Origin of the sequence: Citrobacter braakii, from assembly GCF_009648935.1 — a bacterium.
Lineage (GTDB): Bacteria > Pseudomonadota > Gammaproteobacteria > Enterobacterales > Enterobacteriaceae > Citrobacter > Citrobacter braakii.
The window spans coordinates 2278570-2294099 of record NZ_CP045771.1 but is presented as its reverse complement, the minus strand read 5'-3'; the positions used below and the strand labels follow the sequence as shown (position 1 = coordinate 2294099).

Sequence of the window (15530 nt, the reverse complement as noted above, 5' to 3'; positions counted from 1 at the left end):
CGTTATGAGCCCTAAAATTATCGCTATCGTCGGCGGTGGTCAGGCTGCGGCAATGGCCGCCGTCGCACTGCGTCAGCAAGGATTTAACGGCGAATTGCATCTGTTTTCCGATGAGCCGTATCTACCCTATGAACGCCCTCCGCTCTCCAAAGCAATGCTGCTGGACGAAAATCCACAGCGACAGCCGATCCTGAACGCTGACTGGTGGCGGGAGAACAACGTACAGCTGCATCTCGGCGTCACGCTGCATCAGATTGACCGCACCTCGCGCACGCTGATGCTCGCCGATGGTCAGTCATACCGCTGGTCGCAGTTGCTGTTGGCGACCGGGGCCGCCGCCAGACCGCTGCCGCTGCTGGATAAACTGGGCGAACGTTGCTTTACCCTGCGTCACGCCAAAGATGCCGAGCGTCTGCGCGGTGCCTTGCTGCCGGGCAAGTCGATTGTGATTGTCGGTGCGGGCACCATTGGCCTGGAATTAGCGGCCAGCGCGATCCAACGCGGCTGTCGGGTGACGTTAGTGGAGCTGGTCTCAACGGTAATGGGTCGCAACGCCCCTGCTCCGGTGCGCGACTATCTGCTAAACCGCCACCGACAGGCAGGGGTGCGGGTACTGCTCAACAGCGCCATTGAGCACGCCGAAGCGGGAGAGTTTATCTCGCTTACCCTGCAAAACGGCGAGACGCTACAGGCCGATGCGCTGGTTTATGGCATCGGTATCGTGGCGAATGATGCGCTGGCTCGCGAAGCGGGGCTGGAGACGGCTAACGGTATTATCGTTGACTCCGCCTGCATCACCTCCGATCCCGCGATTTTTGCCGCTGGTGATGTGGCGATAACGCGCCAGCCCGACGGTTCGTTAGAACGGGTAGAAAGCTGGGAAAATGCCAATAACCAGGCACAGATTGCCGCTGCCGCAATGCTTAACCTGCCGTTGCCGGAGAAGGCGCCAGGCTGGTTCTGGACCGACCAATTTAATGACAATCTGCAGTTTGTTGGCGATATGCAAGGGCAAACATGGCTATGTCGTGGCAATCCGGATGATGGCAAGGCTATCTGGTTCCACCTGCGTGATGGGAAGCTAATTGGCGCAGTAGCGCTCAACAACGGACGCGAAGTGCGCGCACTGCGTAAGTTAATTCATTCAGGACGAGTGGTAAGCGAGGAAGCACTGTGCAATGAAAGCGTGCCGCTGAAGTCGTTGTGATAGCAGCCTGATAAGCGCAGCGCTATCAGGCATTAAAAAAGGCCGCATCAGCGGCCTTTCGTTTTGCGTAAAGCAGAATTACGCGTAAACCGGGAAGCGTGCGCAGATATCCAGAACTTTACCTTTGACGCGCTCGATAACGGCTTCGTCATTGATGTTGTCCAGAACGTCACACATCCAGCCAGCCAGCTCTTTCACTTCCGCTTCTTTAAAGCCACGGCGAGTTACAGCCGGAGAACCGATACGGATACCGGAAGTCACAAACGGGCTCTTCGGATCGTTCGGCACGCTGTTTTTGTTAACAGTGATGTTAGCGCGGCCCAGTGCGGCGTCAGCTTCTTTACCGGTCAGGTTTTTATCAACCAGATCCAGCAGGAACAGGTGGTTTTCAGTACCGCCAGAAACCACTTTGTAGCCACGGTTCAGGAACACTTCCACCATCGCTTTGGCGTTTTTGGCAACCTGCTGCTGGTAAACCTTAAACTCAGGCTCCATCGCTTCTTTCAGCGCCACGGCTTTCGCCGCGATCACGTGCATCAGCGGGCCGCCCTGCGCGCTTGGGAACACCGCGGAGTTCAGCTTTTTGTACAGCTCTTCGTCACCGCCTTTCGCCAGGATCAGGCCGCCGCGCGGACCCGCCAGGGTTTTGTGGGTGGTGGTGGTCACTACGTGCGCGTGTGGAACCGGGTTCGGGTAAACGCCTGCGGCGATCAGGCCCGCAACGTGCGCCATGTCAACGAACAGGTATGCGCCAATGCTGTCGGCGATTTCACGCATTTTTGCCCAATCAACAACGCCGGAGTAAGCAGAGAAGCCGCCGATGATCATCTTCGGCTTGTGCTCTTTGGCCTGCTTAGCCATATCTTCGTAGTCAATTTTACCGGACTCATCAATACCGTAAGGGATGATGTTGTACAGCTTGCCAGAGAAGTTAACCGGGGAACCGTGAGTCAGGTGGCCGCCTTGCGCCAGGTTCATACCCAGAACGGTATCACCCGGTTGCAGCAGAGCGGTGTAAACAGCGAAGTTAGCCTGGGAGCCGGAGTGCGGCTGTACGTTAGCGTAGTCAGCGCCAAACAGCTCTTTTGCACGATCGATAGCCAATTGCTCAACGATATCAACGTACTCACAACCGCCGTAGTAGCGCTTGCCCGGATAACCTTCAGCGTATTTGTTGGTCAGCTGAGAACCCTGCGCCTGCATAACACGCGGGCTGGTGTAGTTTTCGGAGGCGATCAGTTCGATGTGCTCTTCCTGACGTACTTTTTCCTGCTCCATAGCCTGCCACAGTTCGGCATCATAATCGGCAATGTTCATTTCACGCTTTAACATCCGCATCTCCTGACTCAGCTAACAATAGAATTTCGGCCTAAAAAGGCAGTCCCGTTGGACGACGGCGAACAGTATAACCGAATCATTCTTCGATAACAGGTCTTGACAAAGGATTTTACGCAAACGATTACCTTCACGGCACGCAAGGCTTTGGAGAACAAAGGTCTGCTGAATTTCAACGGATTTCTTTTCAGGTTTGTGATGCAGATTTTTCACGATGTAACCTTTACAACGCAAAGTGACAAAGAACCATTTACAATGCAGGGGTATTTTTTATAAGATGCATTTGACATACATCATTAAAATTTCAGATAAAGGAAGACCGTATGCTTGACGCACAAACCATCGCTACAGTGAAAGCCACCATTCCCCTGCTGGTTGAAACAGGCCCGAAGCTGACCGCCCATTTCTACGATCGCATGTTTACGCATAACCCAGAGCTGAAAGAAATCTTCAACATGAGTAACCAGCGTAATGGCGATCAGCGGGAAGCGCTGTTTAACGCTATTGCCGCGTATGCCAGCAATATCGAGAACCTGGCGGCGCTGTTGCCTGCCGTTGAGAAAATCGCGCAGAAGCATACCAGCTTCCAGATTAAACCGGAGCAGTACAACATCGTAGGTGGCCATTTGCTGGCAACGCTGGACGAGATGTTCAGCCCAGGCCAGGAAGTTCTGGATGCTTGGGGCAAAGCATACGGCGTGCTGGCGAACGTTTTCATCAACCGTGAAGCGCAGATCTACAGCGAAAATGCCAATAAAAATGGCGGCTGGAAAGGTACCCGTCCTTTCCGCATCGTGGCAAAAACCCCACGCAGTGCGCTTATCACCAGCTTTGAATTTGAACCTGTCGACGGTGGCGCAGTGGCTGAATATCATCCGGGGCAATACCTGGGCGTCTGGCTGAAGCCGGAAGGTTTCCCGCATCAGGAAATTCGTCAGTACTCACTGACCCGTAAACCCGATGGCAAAGGCTACCGTATTGCTGTGAAGCGTGAAGACGGTGGTCAGGTTTCCACCTGGCTGCACAACCATGCGAATGTGGGCGACGTCGTTCACTTAGCTGCACCTGCGGGCGATTTCTTTATGGACGTTGCGACCGATACCCCAGTGTCTCTGATTTCAGCAGGCGTAGGTCAGACCCCGATGCTGGCGATGCTGGATACGCTGGCAAAAGCGAATCATACGGCGCAGGTTAACTGGTTCCACGCGGCAGAAAATGGCGATGTACATGCCTTTGCCGATGAAGTGAATGAACTGAGCAAAACGCTGCCACGCTTTAGCGCACACACCTGGTATCGTGAGCCAACCGAAGCCGATCGCGCGAAAGGTGCGTTTGATAGCGTTGGTCTGATGGATTTGAACAAACTGGAAGGCGCAATCAGCGATCCGGCGATGCAGTTTTATCTGTGCGGTCCGGTTGGCTTTATGCAGTTTGCCGCGAAGCAGCTGGTCGATCTGGGCGTGAAAAACGAGAACATTCATTACGAATGCTTCGGCCCGCATAAAGTCTTGTAATTACTCATGCCTGATGGCGCTGCGCCATCAGGCAAGCACGGCGCGGCTTAGATTGCCGCGTCGTCTTCTTCACCGGTGCGAATACGAATCACGCGTGCCACGTCGAAGACAAAAATCTTACCGTCGCCGATTTTACCGGTCTGGGCAGTACGAATAATGGTGTCGACGCAGGTATCGACGATGTCGTCGGTGACCACAATTTCAATTTTTACCTTCGGCAGAAAATCCACCATATATTCCGCACCACGGTACAGCTCAGTATGGCCTTTCTGACGGCCAAACCCTTTCACTTCTGTTACAGTCATACCGGTAATGCCGACTTCAGCCAGCGCTTCGCGGACGTCGTCCAGCTTGAAGGGTTTAATAATCGCATCAATCTTTTTCATGCTATTCCTTGAAAAGGTCGCCTGTCTTTTGATCGAATAAAACTAACATAATCCGCAGATTTATTCTTTGAAATCGTTTGCATCCAGCTCATGGCGAGAGAGCAACTTGTAGAATTCGGTGCGGTTGCGCCCCGCCATTCGCGCCGCATGAGTCACATTGCCCTTGGTGATTTGCAACAGCTTACGCAGGTAGTTGAGTTCAAACTGGTTACGCGCTTCAACAAAGGTCGGCAGCGCGGTGTTCTCCCCTTCCAGCGCCTGCTCCACCAGCGCGTCGCTGATCACCGGCGAAGAGGTCAACGCCACGCACTGCTCAATCACGTTAACCAACTGACGCACGTTACCAGGCCAACTGGCGGTCATTAACCGTTTCATGGCATCGGTCGAAAAGGCGCGCACGAACGGTTTGTGTCGTTCAGCAGACTGGCGCAGCAGATGGTTTGCCAGCAGCGGAATATCTTCCGTACGCTCGGCCAGCGCCGGGATCTTCAGGCTTACCACGTTGAGGCGATAGTACAAATCTTCGCGAAATTCCCCCCGAGCCATCGCTTTGGGTAAATCACGGTGGGTCGCGGAAACGATCCGCACATCAATATCGATATCGCGGTTACTGCCCAGCGGCCTGACTTTTCGCTCCTGCAATACACGTAGCAATTTAACCTGCAACGGCGCGGGCATATCGCCAATCTCATCGAGAAACAGCGTCCCGCCTTCCGCGGCCTGAAACAGCCCTTCACGATTGCTCACCGCACCGGTAAAAGCGCCGCGCGCATGACCAAACAGTTCGGACTCCAGCAGTTGTTCCGGCAATGCGCCACAGTTAATGGCAATAAAAGGCTTGTGGCTGCGCGGGCTGGCGTTATGAATGGCCTGGGCAAAAACTTCTTTCCCGGTTCCGCTTTGGCCGTTGATCAATACGCTTACGTCCGATTGCGCCACCATGCGCGCCTGTTCCAGCAGGCGCAGCATCAGTGGGCTGCGGGTGACGATGGACTCACGCCAGCTGTCATCAGCGGCAGGCGCAGACTGTTCCAACGCCCCGTCGATCGCATGGTATAACGCGTCTTTATCCACCGGCTTAGTGAGAAAGCTGAACACCCCTTGCTGAGTCGCCGCAACGGCGTCGGGGATGGAACCGTGAGCGGTGAGGATAATAACCGGCATTCCCGGCTGCACTTTCTGGATTTCAGTAAACAGCTGCATGCCGTCCATTTCATCCATGCGCAGATCGCTAATAACCAGATCCACTTTTTCACGGTTCAGTACCCGTAACCCTTCCTGCCCGCTTTCTGCGGTTACGACGCTGTAGCCTTCGCTGGTCAGGCGCATTCCAAGTAATTTCAACAGGCCGGGATCGTCATCCACCAGCAGCAGATGCGCGGGCTTACGGCTTATCATGGCGTGACCTCATCGGCAGACGGCGCTGCGCCTTCCTCGTTATCAGGTAGGGTGACTTTTTCGTTCCCGTGCGGCGCATCAGGGTTGTAACTACCGGCAGGTTTGCGCGTGGAAAGCTGGCGTTCGATATCGGTCAGATTCTCCAGCTTGCGGGTCGTAAGATCGAGCTGAGACTGCAAATGTTGCTGCTGCTGACGTAGCGTATCAAGATCGCTGTCTGACGCCTGCTGAAGCTTGCTGTAGCGCATACGCTCTTCGGCCAGTTGCAACTGCAACGTCTGACTGCTGCGCCAGACCTGATAGAGCGGGCGTACCTGTGGCGGAATTTGCGGGCTTAATGCGTCGAGGCGCGTAACCGTCTCCCGCCTTTCAGGCGGCGTAATGTTGGCGTTATCAAGCAGGATCCCGCGCCTGAAAGCCCCCTGCCAGGTATCAGGCATCATCGTGCTGGCTTCACTACGCGCCTGTACCGGCATCAGGCGATTGGCGCAATCCATCGCCCGCAGCCAGTACAGCGGATTGGTCTCTGTGGGCTGACCAGACAGCGACCAGATATCGCTACAGTCGGTTGCAAGGTAGTCCGCCAGTTGATGAGGCGGAATTTTCTCCTGCGAGGGGTCGCCGATAATATGATTCACCGCGTTCGGGACGCAGCCTACCAGCGCCAGACACGGCAGGCTTGCGAGGATGACGCGACGGAAAAAATGTCGTTTAAGCATTCGGACAACAACGTATGGCATACTCACCAGACTTAGGTTTATTTTAGTGATTTTTCGCTGCAGATAGCGGCAGTTCTATGCGAAAACAAACGTTTTGCGCATGCTCATCAACCAGATACAGTTTGCCCCGCATACGGCGGATGCAATCTCTGGCAATGCTCAGCCCCAACCCGCTTCCTTTTACCGCCCCTTTTCGCTGATGGCTACCCTGGAAAAAAGGCTCGAAGATCATGGTCTGTTCTGCTTCTGGAATCGGTGTGCCGGTATTCATTACATCAATGTATACCATTGAGCCATGCAAACTGCTGCGGATCCAAATGTTACCGGATTCAGCGCCATAGTGCACCGCATTGGAATAAAGATTGTCCAGCACGCTCATCAATAGCATCGGTTCTGCCAGGCAGGCGTTCACCGCAAGCGCAACATCAGTATGTATCATTTTGGCGCGAGCGGGCAGGCTATGTGCAGAAACAACGCTTTCCACCAGCGGCGCGATTTCCACACGTTCAAGCTCAACCTCGTCATCCGCCAGCTTGCGGTTGTAATCGAGCAGTTGCTCAATCAGTTTTTGCAGGTTGCGGCTACTGTCATCGAGAATACCGACCACCTCTTTTTGCTCTGGCGTTAACGGCCCAACGACCTGATCGGCTAACAGCTCGGTACCTTCGCGCATACTCGCCAGAGGCGTTTTCAGCTCATGAGACAGGTGGCGTAAAAACTGATGTCGTTGCGACTCCAGCCAGGAGAGACGTTCGCTCAGCCAGATAATGCGCTGCCCCACGGAGCGCAGCTCCCGGGGTCCCGTAAATAATACGCTATCGCCCAGCGAGCGCCCTTCCCCCAGACGATTGATCATTTTTTCTATGCCCTTCACCGGACCGATTATCATGCGGGTAAACAGCAACACCATCGCCAGGCTGACAAGAAACAGCACCAGCGCCTGCCAGCCAAAGAACTGCCCACGTTCGGCTATTTCCTGCTGTAGCTGCTGCCCACGAGAAAAGACGACCGTGCGCGTCGCTTGTACCATTTCAGTATTGGCACTGGCGAAAGCGTCCAGCCGCGCCGCCGCCACGCTATCAGGACCACTGTTGGTGCACTGTAACTGCGCGAGATCGTTGAGGTCCTGACGCAGTGCCTGATAAAGCTTGGTATCCGGCAACACGCCCGCATGCGCATCCAGCATGTCGCTGTAGCGTTTACGTTGGCTCTGGTAAACCTTAGCCAGCGTCGGGTCATCAAGCACACAGTATTGCCGGTAGCTACGCTCCATCTCCAGCGCGGCATTGGTCATCGCTTCGCTGCGTCTGGCGTCAATCAGCGTGGTTTGGTTCGTCAGCGCCGCCTGCGCGCTCAGGGCATTCAGACTTTGCCACGCCTGCCAGGCCAAAACTAACAACGGCAGCAGGATAAGCAAAAATGCCAACGTAACCAATTGACGTAAAGATCGGGGGAAAACAGACCAGCGCTTCAAGGCGTTACTCTCAATGGACAGGAATAGGTTGATGCTAACTGAGGGGAACGTCAGATACAACAAAGCCGGGATTAACCCGGCTTTGTTATGGAATAAGGCGGTGCCTAACTCGACGTTTCGCCCGAAGGTTGATATGAGCGATGCTAATATCAGATGTTGGACGGCAGGCACCTTGTTGTGCGTCATTCGAAGTTTATGTAGCACGTCCCGAAGGGGCTGACATAAGAAGGTGAATGAGCCACTGGGCTATATTATGCAGCATCTGTGCCAATATTCAAAACACTTTATTAACACAATGATAAATATGGAAAATGTTCTTATTCATATGAAAAATGATTTTGGCTATTTTTCACCCTTACTGTCGCCAATCAGCAACACCCACAGCACTTAAAAACAAAGTCATTGTAAATCATATAATTAAATGTCTCTTTTTAGCGACAGCGTAACCCCGCCTATGTCGGGATTTCCCGACACTTAAACGCATTGTCGGATAGCGGCATACAAAATGACTGACAAAAAAAAGCCCCTCACGCAGAGGGGCTTAAAGGTTATCGAGCTGATTACCCGAGCTGTTTACGCGCGTTGCGGAAGATACGCATCCACGGGCTGTCCTCGCCCCAGTTTTCCGGGTGCCAGGAGTTGCTCACGGTACGGAATACGCGTTCCGGGTGCGGCATCATAATGGTGACGCGACCATTTTCAGTAGTAACGGCAGTAATTCCGTTCGGCGAGCCGTTCGGGTTAGCCGGGTAGGTCTCGGTCACCTTACCGAAGTTATCAACGTAGCGCAGCGCCACCAGCCCCTTACTCTCCAGCGCGGCCAGATGCGCGCCGTCACGCACTTCCACACGGCCTTCACCGTGAGAAACGGCAATCGGCATCATCGAACCAACCATATCGGCAAGCAGTAAAGACGGGCTTTGCGTCACTTCGACCAGGCTGAAGCGGGCTTCAAAACGATCGGAGTGGTTACGCACAAAGCGCGGCCACAGCTCGCTTCCCGGGATCAGTTCACGCAGGTTAGACATCATCTGGCAACCGTTACACACCCCGAGCGCCAGCGTTTGCGGGCGATGGAAGAAGGTTTCGAACTCATCACGGACGCGGTTGTTGAACAGAATCGACTTCGCCCAGCCTTCCCCTGCGCCGAGCACATCGCCATAAGAGAACCCGCCACAAGCGACCAGCGCCTGGAAGTTACCCAGACCGATGCGTCCGCCCAGCAGGTCGCTCATATGCACATCGATGGCGTCAAAGCCCGCACGGTGGAAGGCAGCCGCCATTTCGACGTGGGAGTTCACGCCCTGCTCGCGCAGCACGGCCACTTTTGGACGCGCGCCGGTAGCGATGTACGGGGCGGCAACATCTTCGTTGATATCAAACGACAGTTTAACGTTGAGGCCAGGATCGGCATCGTTGGTTTTCGCGTCGTGTTCCTGATCGGCACACTCCGGGTTGTCGCGCAGACGCTGCATCTGCCAGGTGGTTTCCGCCCACCACATGCGCAGCGTGGTGCGGCTTTCGCTGAACACCGGCTGACCGTTGGCGCTCAGGGTGAAACGGTCACCCGTTACCGCCTGGCCGAGATAGTGCACGCAATCTGCCAGGCCATGTTGTGCCAGCAACACCTCAACCGCTTCACGGTCAGCAGCGCGAACCTGGATCACTGCGCCCAGCTCTTCATTAAACAGCGCCGCCAGACGATCGTCACCCAGAGAGTGGATATCAGCGTCAATACCGCAGTGACCGGTGAAGGCCATTTCCGCCAGCGTAACCAGCAGTCCGCCGTCGGAACGGTCATGGTAGGCCAGCAGCTTACGCTGCGCGACCAGCGCCTGAATGGCGTCGTAGAAGCCTTTCAGTTGCTCAACGTTACGCACGTCGGCAGGCTTGTCGCCCAGTTGACGATAAACCTGTGCCAGCGCCGTCGCGCCCAGCGCGTTGTGACCAAGACCGAGGTCAATCAGCAGCAGGGCGTTGTCTTCAGTAGAGAGCTGTGGGGTTATCGTGTGGCGCACGTCTTCCACGCGGGCAAAGGCGGTGATCACCAGCGACAGCGGCGAAGTCATTTCACGCTGCTCATTACCTTCCTGCCAGCGGGTTTTCATCGACATAGAGTCTTTACCCACCGGAATAGTCAGGCCAAGCGCCGGACATAATTCTTCCCCAACGGCTTTTACCGCTTCGTACAGCCCGGCATCTTCACCGGGGTGACCCGCAGCAGCCATCCAGTTAGCCGACAGTTTAATGCGTTTGATATCGCCAATCTGCGTTGCCGCAATGTTAGTCAGCGCTTCACCTACCGCCAGACGCGCAGAAGCCGAGAAATCCAGTAGCGCAACTGGCGCACGCTCACCGATAGACATCGCTTCACCGTAGTAGCTATCCAGGCTTGCGGTGGTGACCGCGCAGTTGGCTACCGGGATCTGCCACGGACCAACCATCTGGTCACGCGCCACCATGCCGGTAACGGTACGGTCGCCGATCGTCACGAGGAACGTTTTCTCAGCGACAGTCGGCAGATGCAGCACGCGGTTAACCGCATCTGCAATCGAGATTTCGCCACGATTCAGGGCGTCGCCTTTGGCTTTCAGCGTCTGCACATCGCGGGTCATTTTCGGGGTTTTACCCAGCAGCACATCCAGCGGCATGTCGATCGGCTGGTTATCGAAGTGGCTGTCGCTCAGTGTGAGATGCTGTTCTTCAGTGGCCTCACCGATCACCGCATACGGCGCGCGCTCGCGCTTACACAGTTCGTCAAACAGCGGTAGCTGGTCAGCTGCAACCGCCAGCACATAGCGCTCCTGGGATTCGTTACACCAGATTTCCAGCGGGCTCATACCCGGCTCGTCGCTAAGAATATCGCGCAGCTGGAACTTACCGCCGCGACCGCCATCGCTTACCAACTCCGGCATGGCGTTAGACAGACCGCCCGCGCCAACGTCATGGATAAACAGGATCGGGTTCGCATCGCCCATCTGCCAGCAGCGGTCGATAACTTCCTGGCAACGACGTTCCATTTCCGGGTTGTCGCGCTGTACCGAAGCGAAATCAAGATCGGCATCAGACTGGCCGGAAGCCATAGAGGAGGCCGCCCCGCCGCCAAGCCCGATGTTCATCGCCGGGCCGCCGAGGACGATCAGTTTGGCGCCAACGACGATCTCACCTTTTTGCACGTGATCGGCACGGATGTTACCGATCCCGCCCGCCAGCATGATCGGTTTATGGTAACCGCGTAGCTCTTCGCCGTTGTGGCTGTTGACCTTTTCTTCGTAGGTTCGGAAGTAGCCGGTCAGCGCCGGACGACCGAATTCGTTGTTAAACGCCGCGCCGCCCAACGGACCTTCGGTCATGATATCGAGCGCGGTAACAATACGGTCCGGCTTACCAAAGTCTTCTTCCCACGGCTGTTCAAAGCCAGGAATACGCAGGTTGGAAACGGAGAAGCCCACCAGCCCGGCTTTCGGTTTTGCACCACGACCGGTTGCACCCTCGTCGCGGATTTCGCCGCCGGAGCCGGTAGCCGCGCCCGGCCACGGAGAGATAGCCGTCGGGTGGTTGTGGGTTTCAACCTTCATCAGGATGTGGGCTGGCTCCTGATGGAAATCGTAGCGGCCGGTTTTGTGGTCGGCAAAGTAGCGGCCCACTTCAGAACCTTCCATGACCGCGGCGTTGTCTTTATAGGCAGACAGCACGTGGTCCGGCGTGGTTTCGAAAGTGTTTTTGATCATCTTGAACAGCGACTTGGGCTGCTGTTTACCGTCGATAACCCAGTCGGCGTTAAAAATTTTGTGGCGGCAGTGCTCGGAGTTAGCCTGCGCAAACATGTACAGTTCAATGTCGTTCGGGTTGCGTCCCAGTTTGGTAAACGCATCCTGCAGATAGTCGATTTCGTCTTCCGCCAGCGCCAGACCGAGACGCAGGTTAGCGTCGATCAGCGCCTGTCGTCCCTCACCCAGCAGATCAACACTGGAGACCGGCGCAGGCTGGTGATGGACAAACAGTTTTTCGGCATCGTTCAGCGCAGAGAAAACCGTTTCCATCATGCGGTCGTGCAGTTCGTCGGCAACCATCTGCCACTGCTCAGCGGTCAGCGTAGAGGCTTCTACATACCAGGCAATGCCACGTTCCAGACGGCTAATCTGTTGCAGGCCGCAGTTGTGGGCAATATCAGTCGCTTTAGAAGACCACGGGGAGATGGTGCCAGGGCGAGGCGTAACCAGCAGCAGTTTGCCTTCAGGGGCATGGCTGTGAAGAGCAGGACCATATTTCAGCAGGCGTACAAGCTGGGCGTGCTCATCCTCATTCAACGGTGCATTCAGATCGGCAAAATGGACGTACTCGGCGTAAATATTGTGGACCTGGAGGTTGGCAGCCTGAAAACGTGCCAGCAGTTTGTTAATACGGAATGCAGACAGTGCAGGTGAACCACGCAGAATTTCCATCATAAGTCTCTCGTCTTCTAAGCTTTCGGTGTGCCCAAGTGGGGGAAACGGGCGTCATTATAAAGAATCTACCGCGCCGACGAAACCGTTTGCGTCGAAATAAAATCACGACCTTCGCTTATCATCAAATGCGGTCTGGTTTCTGAATAAGTTGCCAACTGACGCAAGTTTAAGCAAAATGCCGCTCATTAATGACGACTTCACTTCTTAATCATCACCACAGCAGGCAGAGACAACGTACGGTTCAGAGAATTAACTAATTGAAAAAATTAAAGATTAATTATCTGTTCATCGGCATATTAACGCTGTTGTTGGCAGCGGCCCTCTGGCCATCTATTCCCTGGTTCGGTAAAGCCGAAAATCGTATCGCCGCCATTCAGTCGCGGGGAGAACTGCGCGTCAGTACCCTCGACTCGCCGTTAACTTACGCGACCCTCAACGGTAAGAAATTCGGCCTGGATTATGAACTGACTCAGGCGTTCGCCAACTATCTGGGCGTGAAGTTAAAAGTCACCGTGCGCCAGAACATCAGCCAGCTTTTTGACGACCTGGATAACGGCCATGCCGATCTGTTAGCCGCAGGCCTGGTATATAACAGCGAGCGGGTGAAAAATTACCAGCCAGGTCCGACATACTATTCGGTTTCACAACAGTTGGTGTATCGGGTTGGGCAATACCGCCCGCGCACTCTTGCCACCGTGAACGAAAATCAACTGACCATCGCCCCGGGGCACGTGGTGGTTAACGATCTCCAGTTACTTAAAGAGAATAAATTTCCCGATCTGAGCTGGAAGGTGGATGACAAAAAGGGCACTACTGAACTGCTTGATGATGTTATCGCCGGGAAGCTGGATTACACCATTGCCGATTCCGTCGCCATCAGCTTATACCAACGCGTACATCCTGAACTGGCCGTAGCGCTGGACGTATCTGACGAACAGCCGGTGACCTGGTTTAGTCGCCTGGACGATGACAACACGCTGTCTGCCGCCCTGTTGGATTTTTTTAACACCATGAATGAAGACGGCTCTCTGGCGCGACTAGAAGAAAAGTATCTCGGACATGGCGATGATTTTGACTATGTTGATACCCGCACCTTTTTACGCGCCGTAGACAGCGTATTGCCGGACCTTAAGCCGCTGTTTGAGAAATATGCGCAGGAGATAGACTGGCGACTGCTCGCCGCAATCTCTTATCAAGAGTCACACTGGGACGCGCAGGCCACTTCCCCGACCGGCGTACGCGGGTTGATGATGCTGACCAAAAATACCGCTCAAAGTCTCGGACTGACTGACCGTACCGATGCCGAACAAAGCATCAGCGGCGGCGCACGGTATTTGCAGGATATGATGAGTAAAGTGCCCGATACCGTCCCCGAAGGGGAACGCATCTGGTTTGCGCTCGCAGCCTACAACATGGGTTATGCGCACATGCTGGATGCACGGGCGCTGACCGTGAAAACCAAAGGCAATCCGAACAGTTGGTCCGACGTAAAACAGCGTCTGCCGCTGCTCAGCCAAAAGCCGTATTACAACAAGCTGACCTATGGTTATGCACGTGGCCACGAAGCCTACGCTTATGTAGAAAATATCCGTAAGTACCAGATTAGCCTGGTGGGGTATCTGCAGGAGAAAGAAAAACGGGCGCTTGAAACGCAGCAACTGGCGCAGGATTACCCGGCGGTGACGCCGACAGAGCTAATAGGTAAAGATGAATTGCCGCTTTCGGCGTTTTTGTCTCAGACGTCGTCAAATTACCTGTCGCACTCCCCTTCCCTGCTGTTTTCACCGCAGAAAAAAGAGGACAAGTAGCCTCGTAGGCCTGATAAGCGCAGCGTCATCAGGCAATCAGACCGGCATTTACAAATTGGCGTTTTTTTTCAGCGCTTTGATTTCCTGACGACGCATGCGGAAGAAATCACTGAGCAACGTGGCGCATTCATCCCGTAGCACCCCTTCGGTCACCTCCACCCGATGATTCATTCCAGGGTGATGCAATACATCCATTAATGACCCGGCTGCCCCCGTTTTCGCATCGCGCGCGCCAAAAACGATCCGGCCGATACGGCTGTGCACCATCGCGCCTGCGCACATCACACACGGCTCCAGAGTGACATACAGCGTGGTATCCAACAGACGGTAGTTTTGCAGCACCAGGCCGCCCTGACGCAGCGCCATAATTTCAGCGTGGGCAGTCGGATCATGGTGACCAATCGGACGGTTCCAGCCTTCGCCAATCACGCGGTTGTTATGTACTAATACCGCGCCCACCGGGACTTCACGCTCATCCCAGGCGCGCTTAGCCAGCGTTAAAGCATGACGCATCCAGTATTCGTGGCTAAATTCAACTTCAGACAAAGGGGGTAACTCCAGTAATCAAAGCGGGCGCATTATACACAGACGCTATCGTTTACTCTATTCGAGTTGTTGTAGCTCTCCGCGCGGCGTGACGCGCCAGCGATGCTGGCAAAAAGAGAGCAGAGGATTGTCCTGATTACTGTCGCTGTAGCCACTGTAAAGCTGAAGCGGCGCACCAATGTGGCGTTCCAGTTGCGTCACTTTCTCATGGCCCAGACAGCGCAGAGGCAGCACCCACCCGCCGAATCCCCGCGCCATTTTACTGGCGATCAGATTGACTCGCGGTAGCCACGGCGTGTCGAAGTACACCTGCTCGACCAGCGACTGCGGGGAGCCAGTGATAAGCCAGATTTCGGCGTCAGAGCTTAACAGGTAGGTTGTCAGGCGCTGCTGCACGAGCGGAAAGGCCGTCACGTTACTGCGAAACCAGCGCACAAAGTCAGCCTGATGCCCTTTCAGACGCGCCTCGCTACGACCAAAAGTGCATCCCCACAACAGCAGGCTCATTGGCCAGCGGGCGGCGCGCCCTTGTATCAGCAGCGCCAGCGCAATCACCGGTAGCAGAGGCAGCACAAGCAACGCGTTCAGCGGCTGGCGACGCAGCAGATAACGTATAAAGCTACCGAACATATCCTGCTGGTGTAACGTGCCATCCAAATCAAAAAAAACAACGCGGCGCTGGTGATTGGTCAAAC

General features: G+C 54.9%; 11 protein-coding genes. 3 read left to right on the top strand and 8 right to left on the bottom strand.

The features are described 5' to 3' along the window. Positions 1-4: 4 nt before the first annotated feature. The gene (gene hcaD, locus GFC06_RS10610; protein WP_153690133.1) at positions 5-1207 is read left to right on the top strand and encodes a phenylpropionate dioxygenase ferredoxin reductase subunit; all 1203 of its coding nucleotides are present in this window, start codon (positions 5-7) and stop codon (positions 1205-1207) included. A gap of 78 nt (positions 1208-1285) precedes the next feature. Here hcaD and glyA read toward each other — a convergent pair whose 3' ends face one another. Further along, positions 1286-2539, bottom strand: coding sequence for a serine hydroxymethyltransferase (gene glyA / locus GFC06_RS10605; RefSeq protein ID WP_003835277.1), 1254 nt, complete (start codon positions 2537-2539; stop codon positions 1286-1288). A gap of 326 nt (positions 2540-2865) precedes the next feature. On the opposite strand from glyA, the gene hmpA reads away from it, so the two are divergent. After that, the gene (gene hmpA, locus GFC06_RS10600; RefSeq protein WP_153690132.1) at positions 2866-4056 is read left to right on the top strand and encodes an NO-inducible flavohemoprotein; all 1191 of its coding nucleotides are present in this window, start codon (positions 2866-2868) and stop codon (positions 4054-4056) included. A gap of 47 nt (positions 4057-4103) precedes the next feature. On the opposite strand, the gene glnB is transcribed toward hmpA, so the two are convergent. From glnB to purL, 5 genes are all read right to left on the bottom strand, one after another. Then, on the bottom strand, positions 4104-4442 hold the full coding sequence (gene glnB / locus GFC06_RS10595; protein WP_002914032.1) for a nitrogen regulatory protein P-II: 339 nt from the start codon (positions 4440-4442) through the stop codon (positions 4104-4106). Between the two features lie 60 nt (positions 4443-4502). After that, the gene (gene glrR / locus GFC06_RS10590; RefSeq protein WP_304412487.1) at positions 4503-5837 is read right to left on the bottom strand and encodes a two-component system response regulator GlrR; all 1335 of its coding nucleotides are present in this window, start codon (positions 5835-5837) and stop codon (positions 4503-4505) included. Then, the gene (gene qseG / locus GFC06_RS10585; RefSeq protein WP_046275233.1) at positions 5837-6580 is read right to left on the bottom strand and encodes a two-component system QseEF-associated lipoprotein QseG; all 744 of its coding nucleotides are present in this window, start codon (positions 6578-6580) and stop codon (positions 5837-5839) included. Before qseG ends, glrR begins: the two co-directional genes overlap by 1 nt. A gap of 22 nt (positions 6581-6602) precedes the next feature. Then, entirely contained in the window at positions 6603-8033 is a 1431-nt protein-coding gene (gene qseE, locus GFC06_RS10580) for a two component system sensor histidine kinase QseE/GlrK (RefSeq protein ID WP_049282310.1), read from the bottom strand. A gap of 560 nt (positions 8034-8593) precedes the next feature. After that, the gene (purL, locus tag GFC06_RS10575; RefSeq protein WP_103766628.1) at positions 8594-12481 is read right to left on the bottom strand and encodes a phosphoribosylformylglycinamidine synthase; all 3888 of its coding nucleotides are present in this window, start codon (positions 12479-12481) and stop codon (positions 8594-8596) included. A gap of 257 nt (positions 12482-12738) precedes the next feature. On the opposite strand from purL, the gene mltF reads away from it, so the two are divergent. Beyond that, the gene (gene mltF / locus GFC06_RS10570) at positions 12739-14289 is read left to right on the top strand and encodes a membrane-bound lytic murein transglycosylase MltF (RefSeq protein ID WP_153690131.1); all 1551 of its coding nucleotides are present in this window, start codon (positions 12739-12741) and stop codon (positions 14287-14289) included. Positions 14290-14337: 48 nt separating this feature from the next. Here the strand turns inward: mltF and tadA are convergent, their stop codons facing one another. Next, positions 14338-14835, bottom strand: coding sequence for a tRNA adenosine(34) deaminase TadA (tadA, locus tag GFC06_RS10565; protein ID WP_047501533.1), 498 nt, complete (start codon positions 14833-14835; stop codon positions 14338-14340). 57 nt (positions 14836-14892) lie between these two features. Next, complete coding sequence (gene yfhb, locus GFC06_RS10560; RefSeq protein WP_016157167.1) at positions 14893-15528, bottom strand: phosphatidylglycerophosphatase C; 636 nt, start codon at positions 15526-15528, stop codon at positions 14893-14895. Positions 15529-15530: the final 2 nt, after the last annotated feature.

Coding starts and splice junctions, on each gene's coding strand:
- purL (WP_103766628.1), bottom strand. CDS start 12,481: ATGATGGAAATTCTGCGTGGTTCACCTGCACTGTCTGCATTCCGTATT.
- glnB (WP_002914032.1), bottom strand. CDS start 4,442: ATGAAAAAGATTGATGCGATTATTAAACCCTTCAAGCTGGACGACGTC.
- qseG (WP_046275233.1), bottom strand. CDS start 6,580: ATGCCATACGTTGTTGTCCGAATGCTTAAACGACATTTTTTCCGTCGC.
- hcaD (WP_153690133.1), top strand. CDS start 5: ATGAGCCCTAAAATTATCGCTATCGTCGGCGGTGGTCAGGCTGCGGCA.
- hmpA (WP_153690132.1), top strand. CDS start 2,866: ATGCTTGACGCACAAACCATCGCTACAGTGAAAGCCACCATTCCCCTG.
- glyA (WP_003835277.1), bottom strand. CDS start 2,539: ATGTTAAAGCGTGAAATGAACATTGCCGATTATGATGCCGAACTGTGG.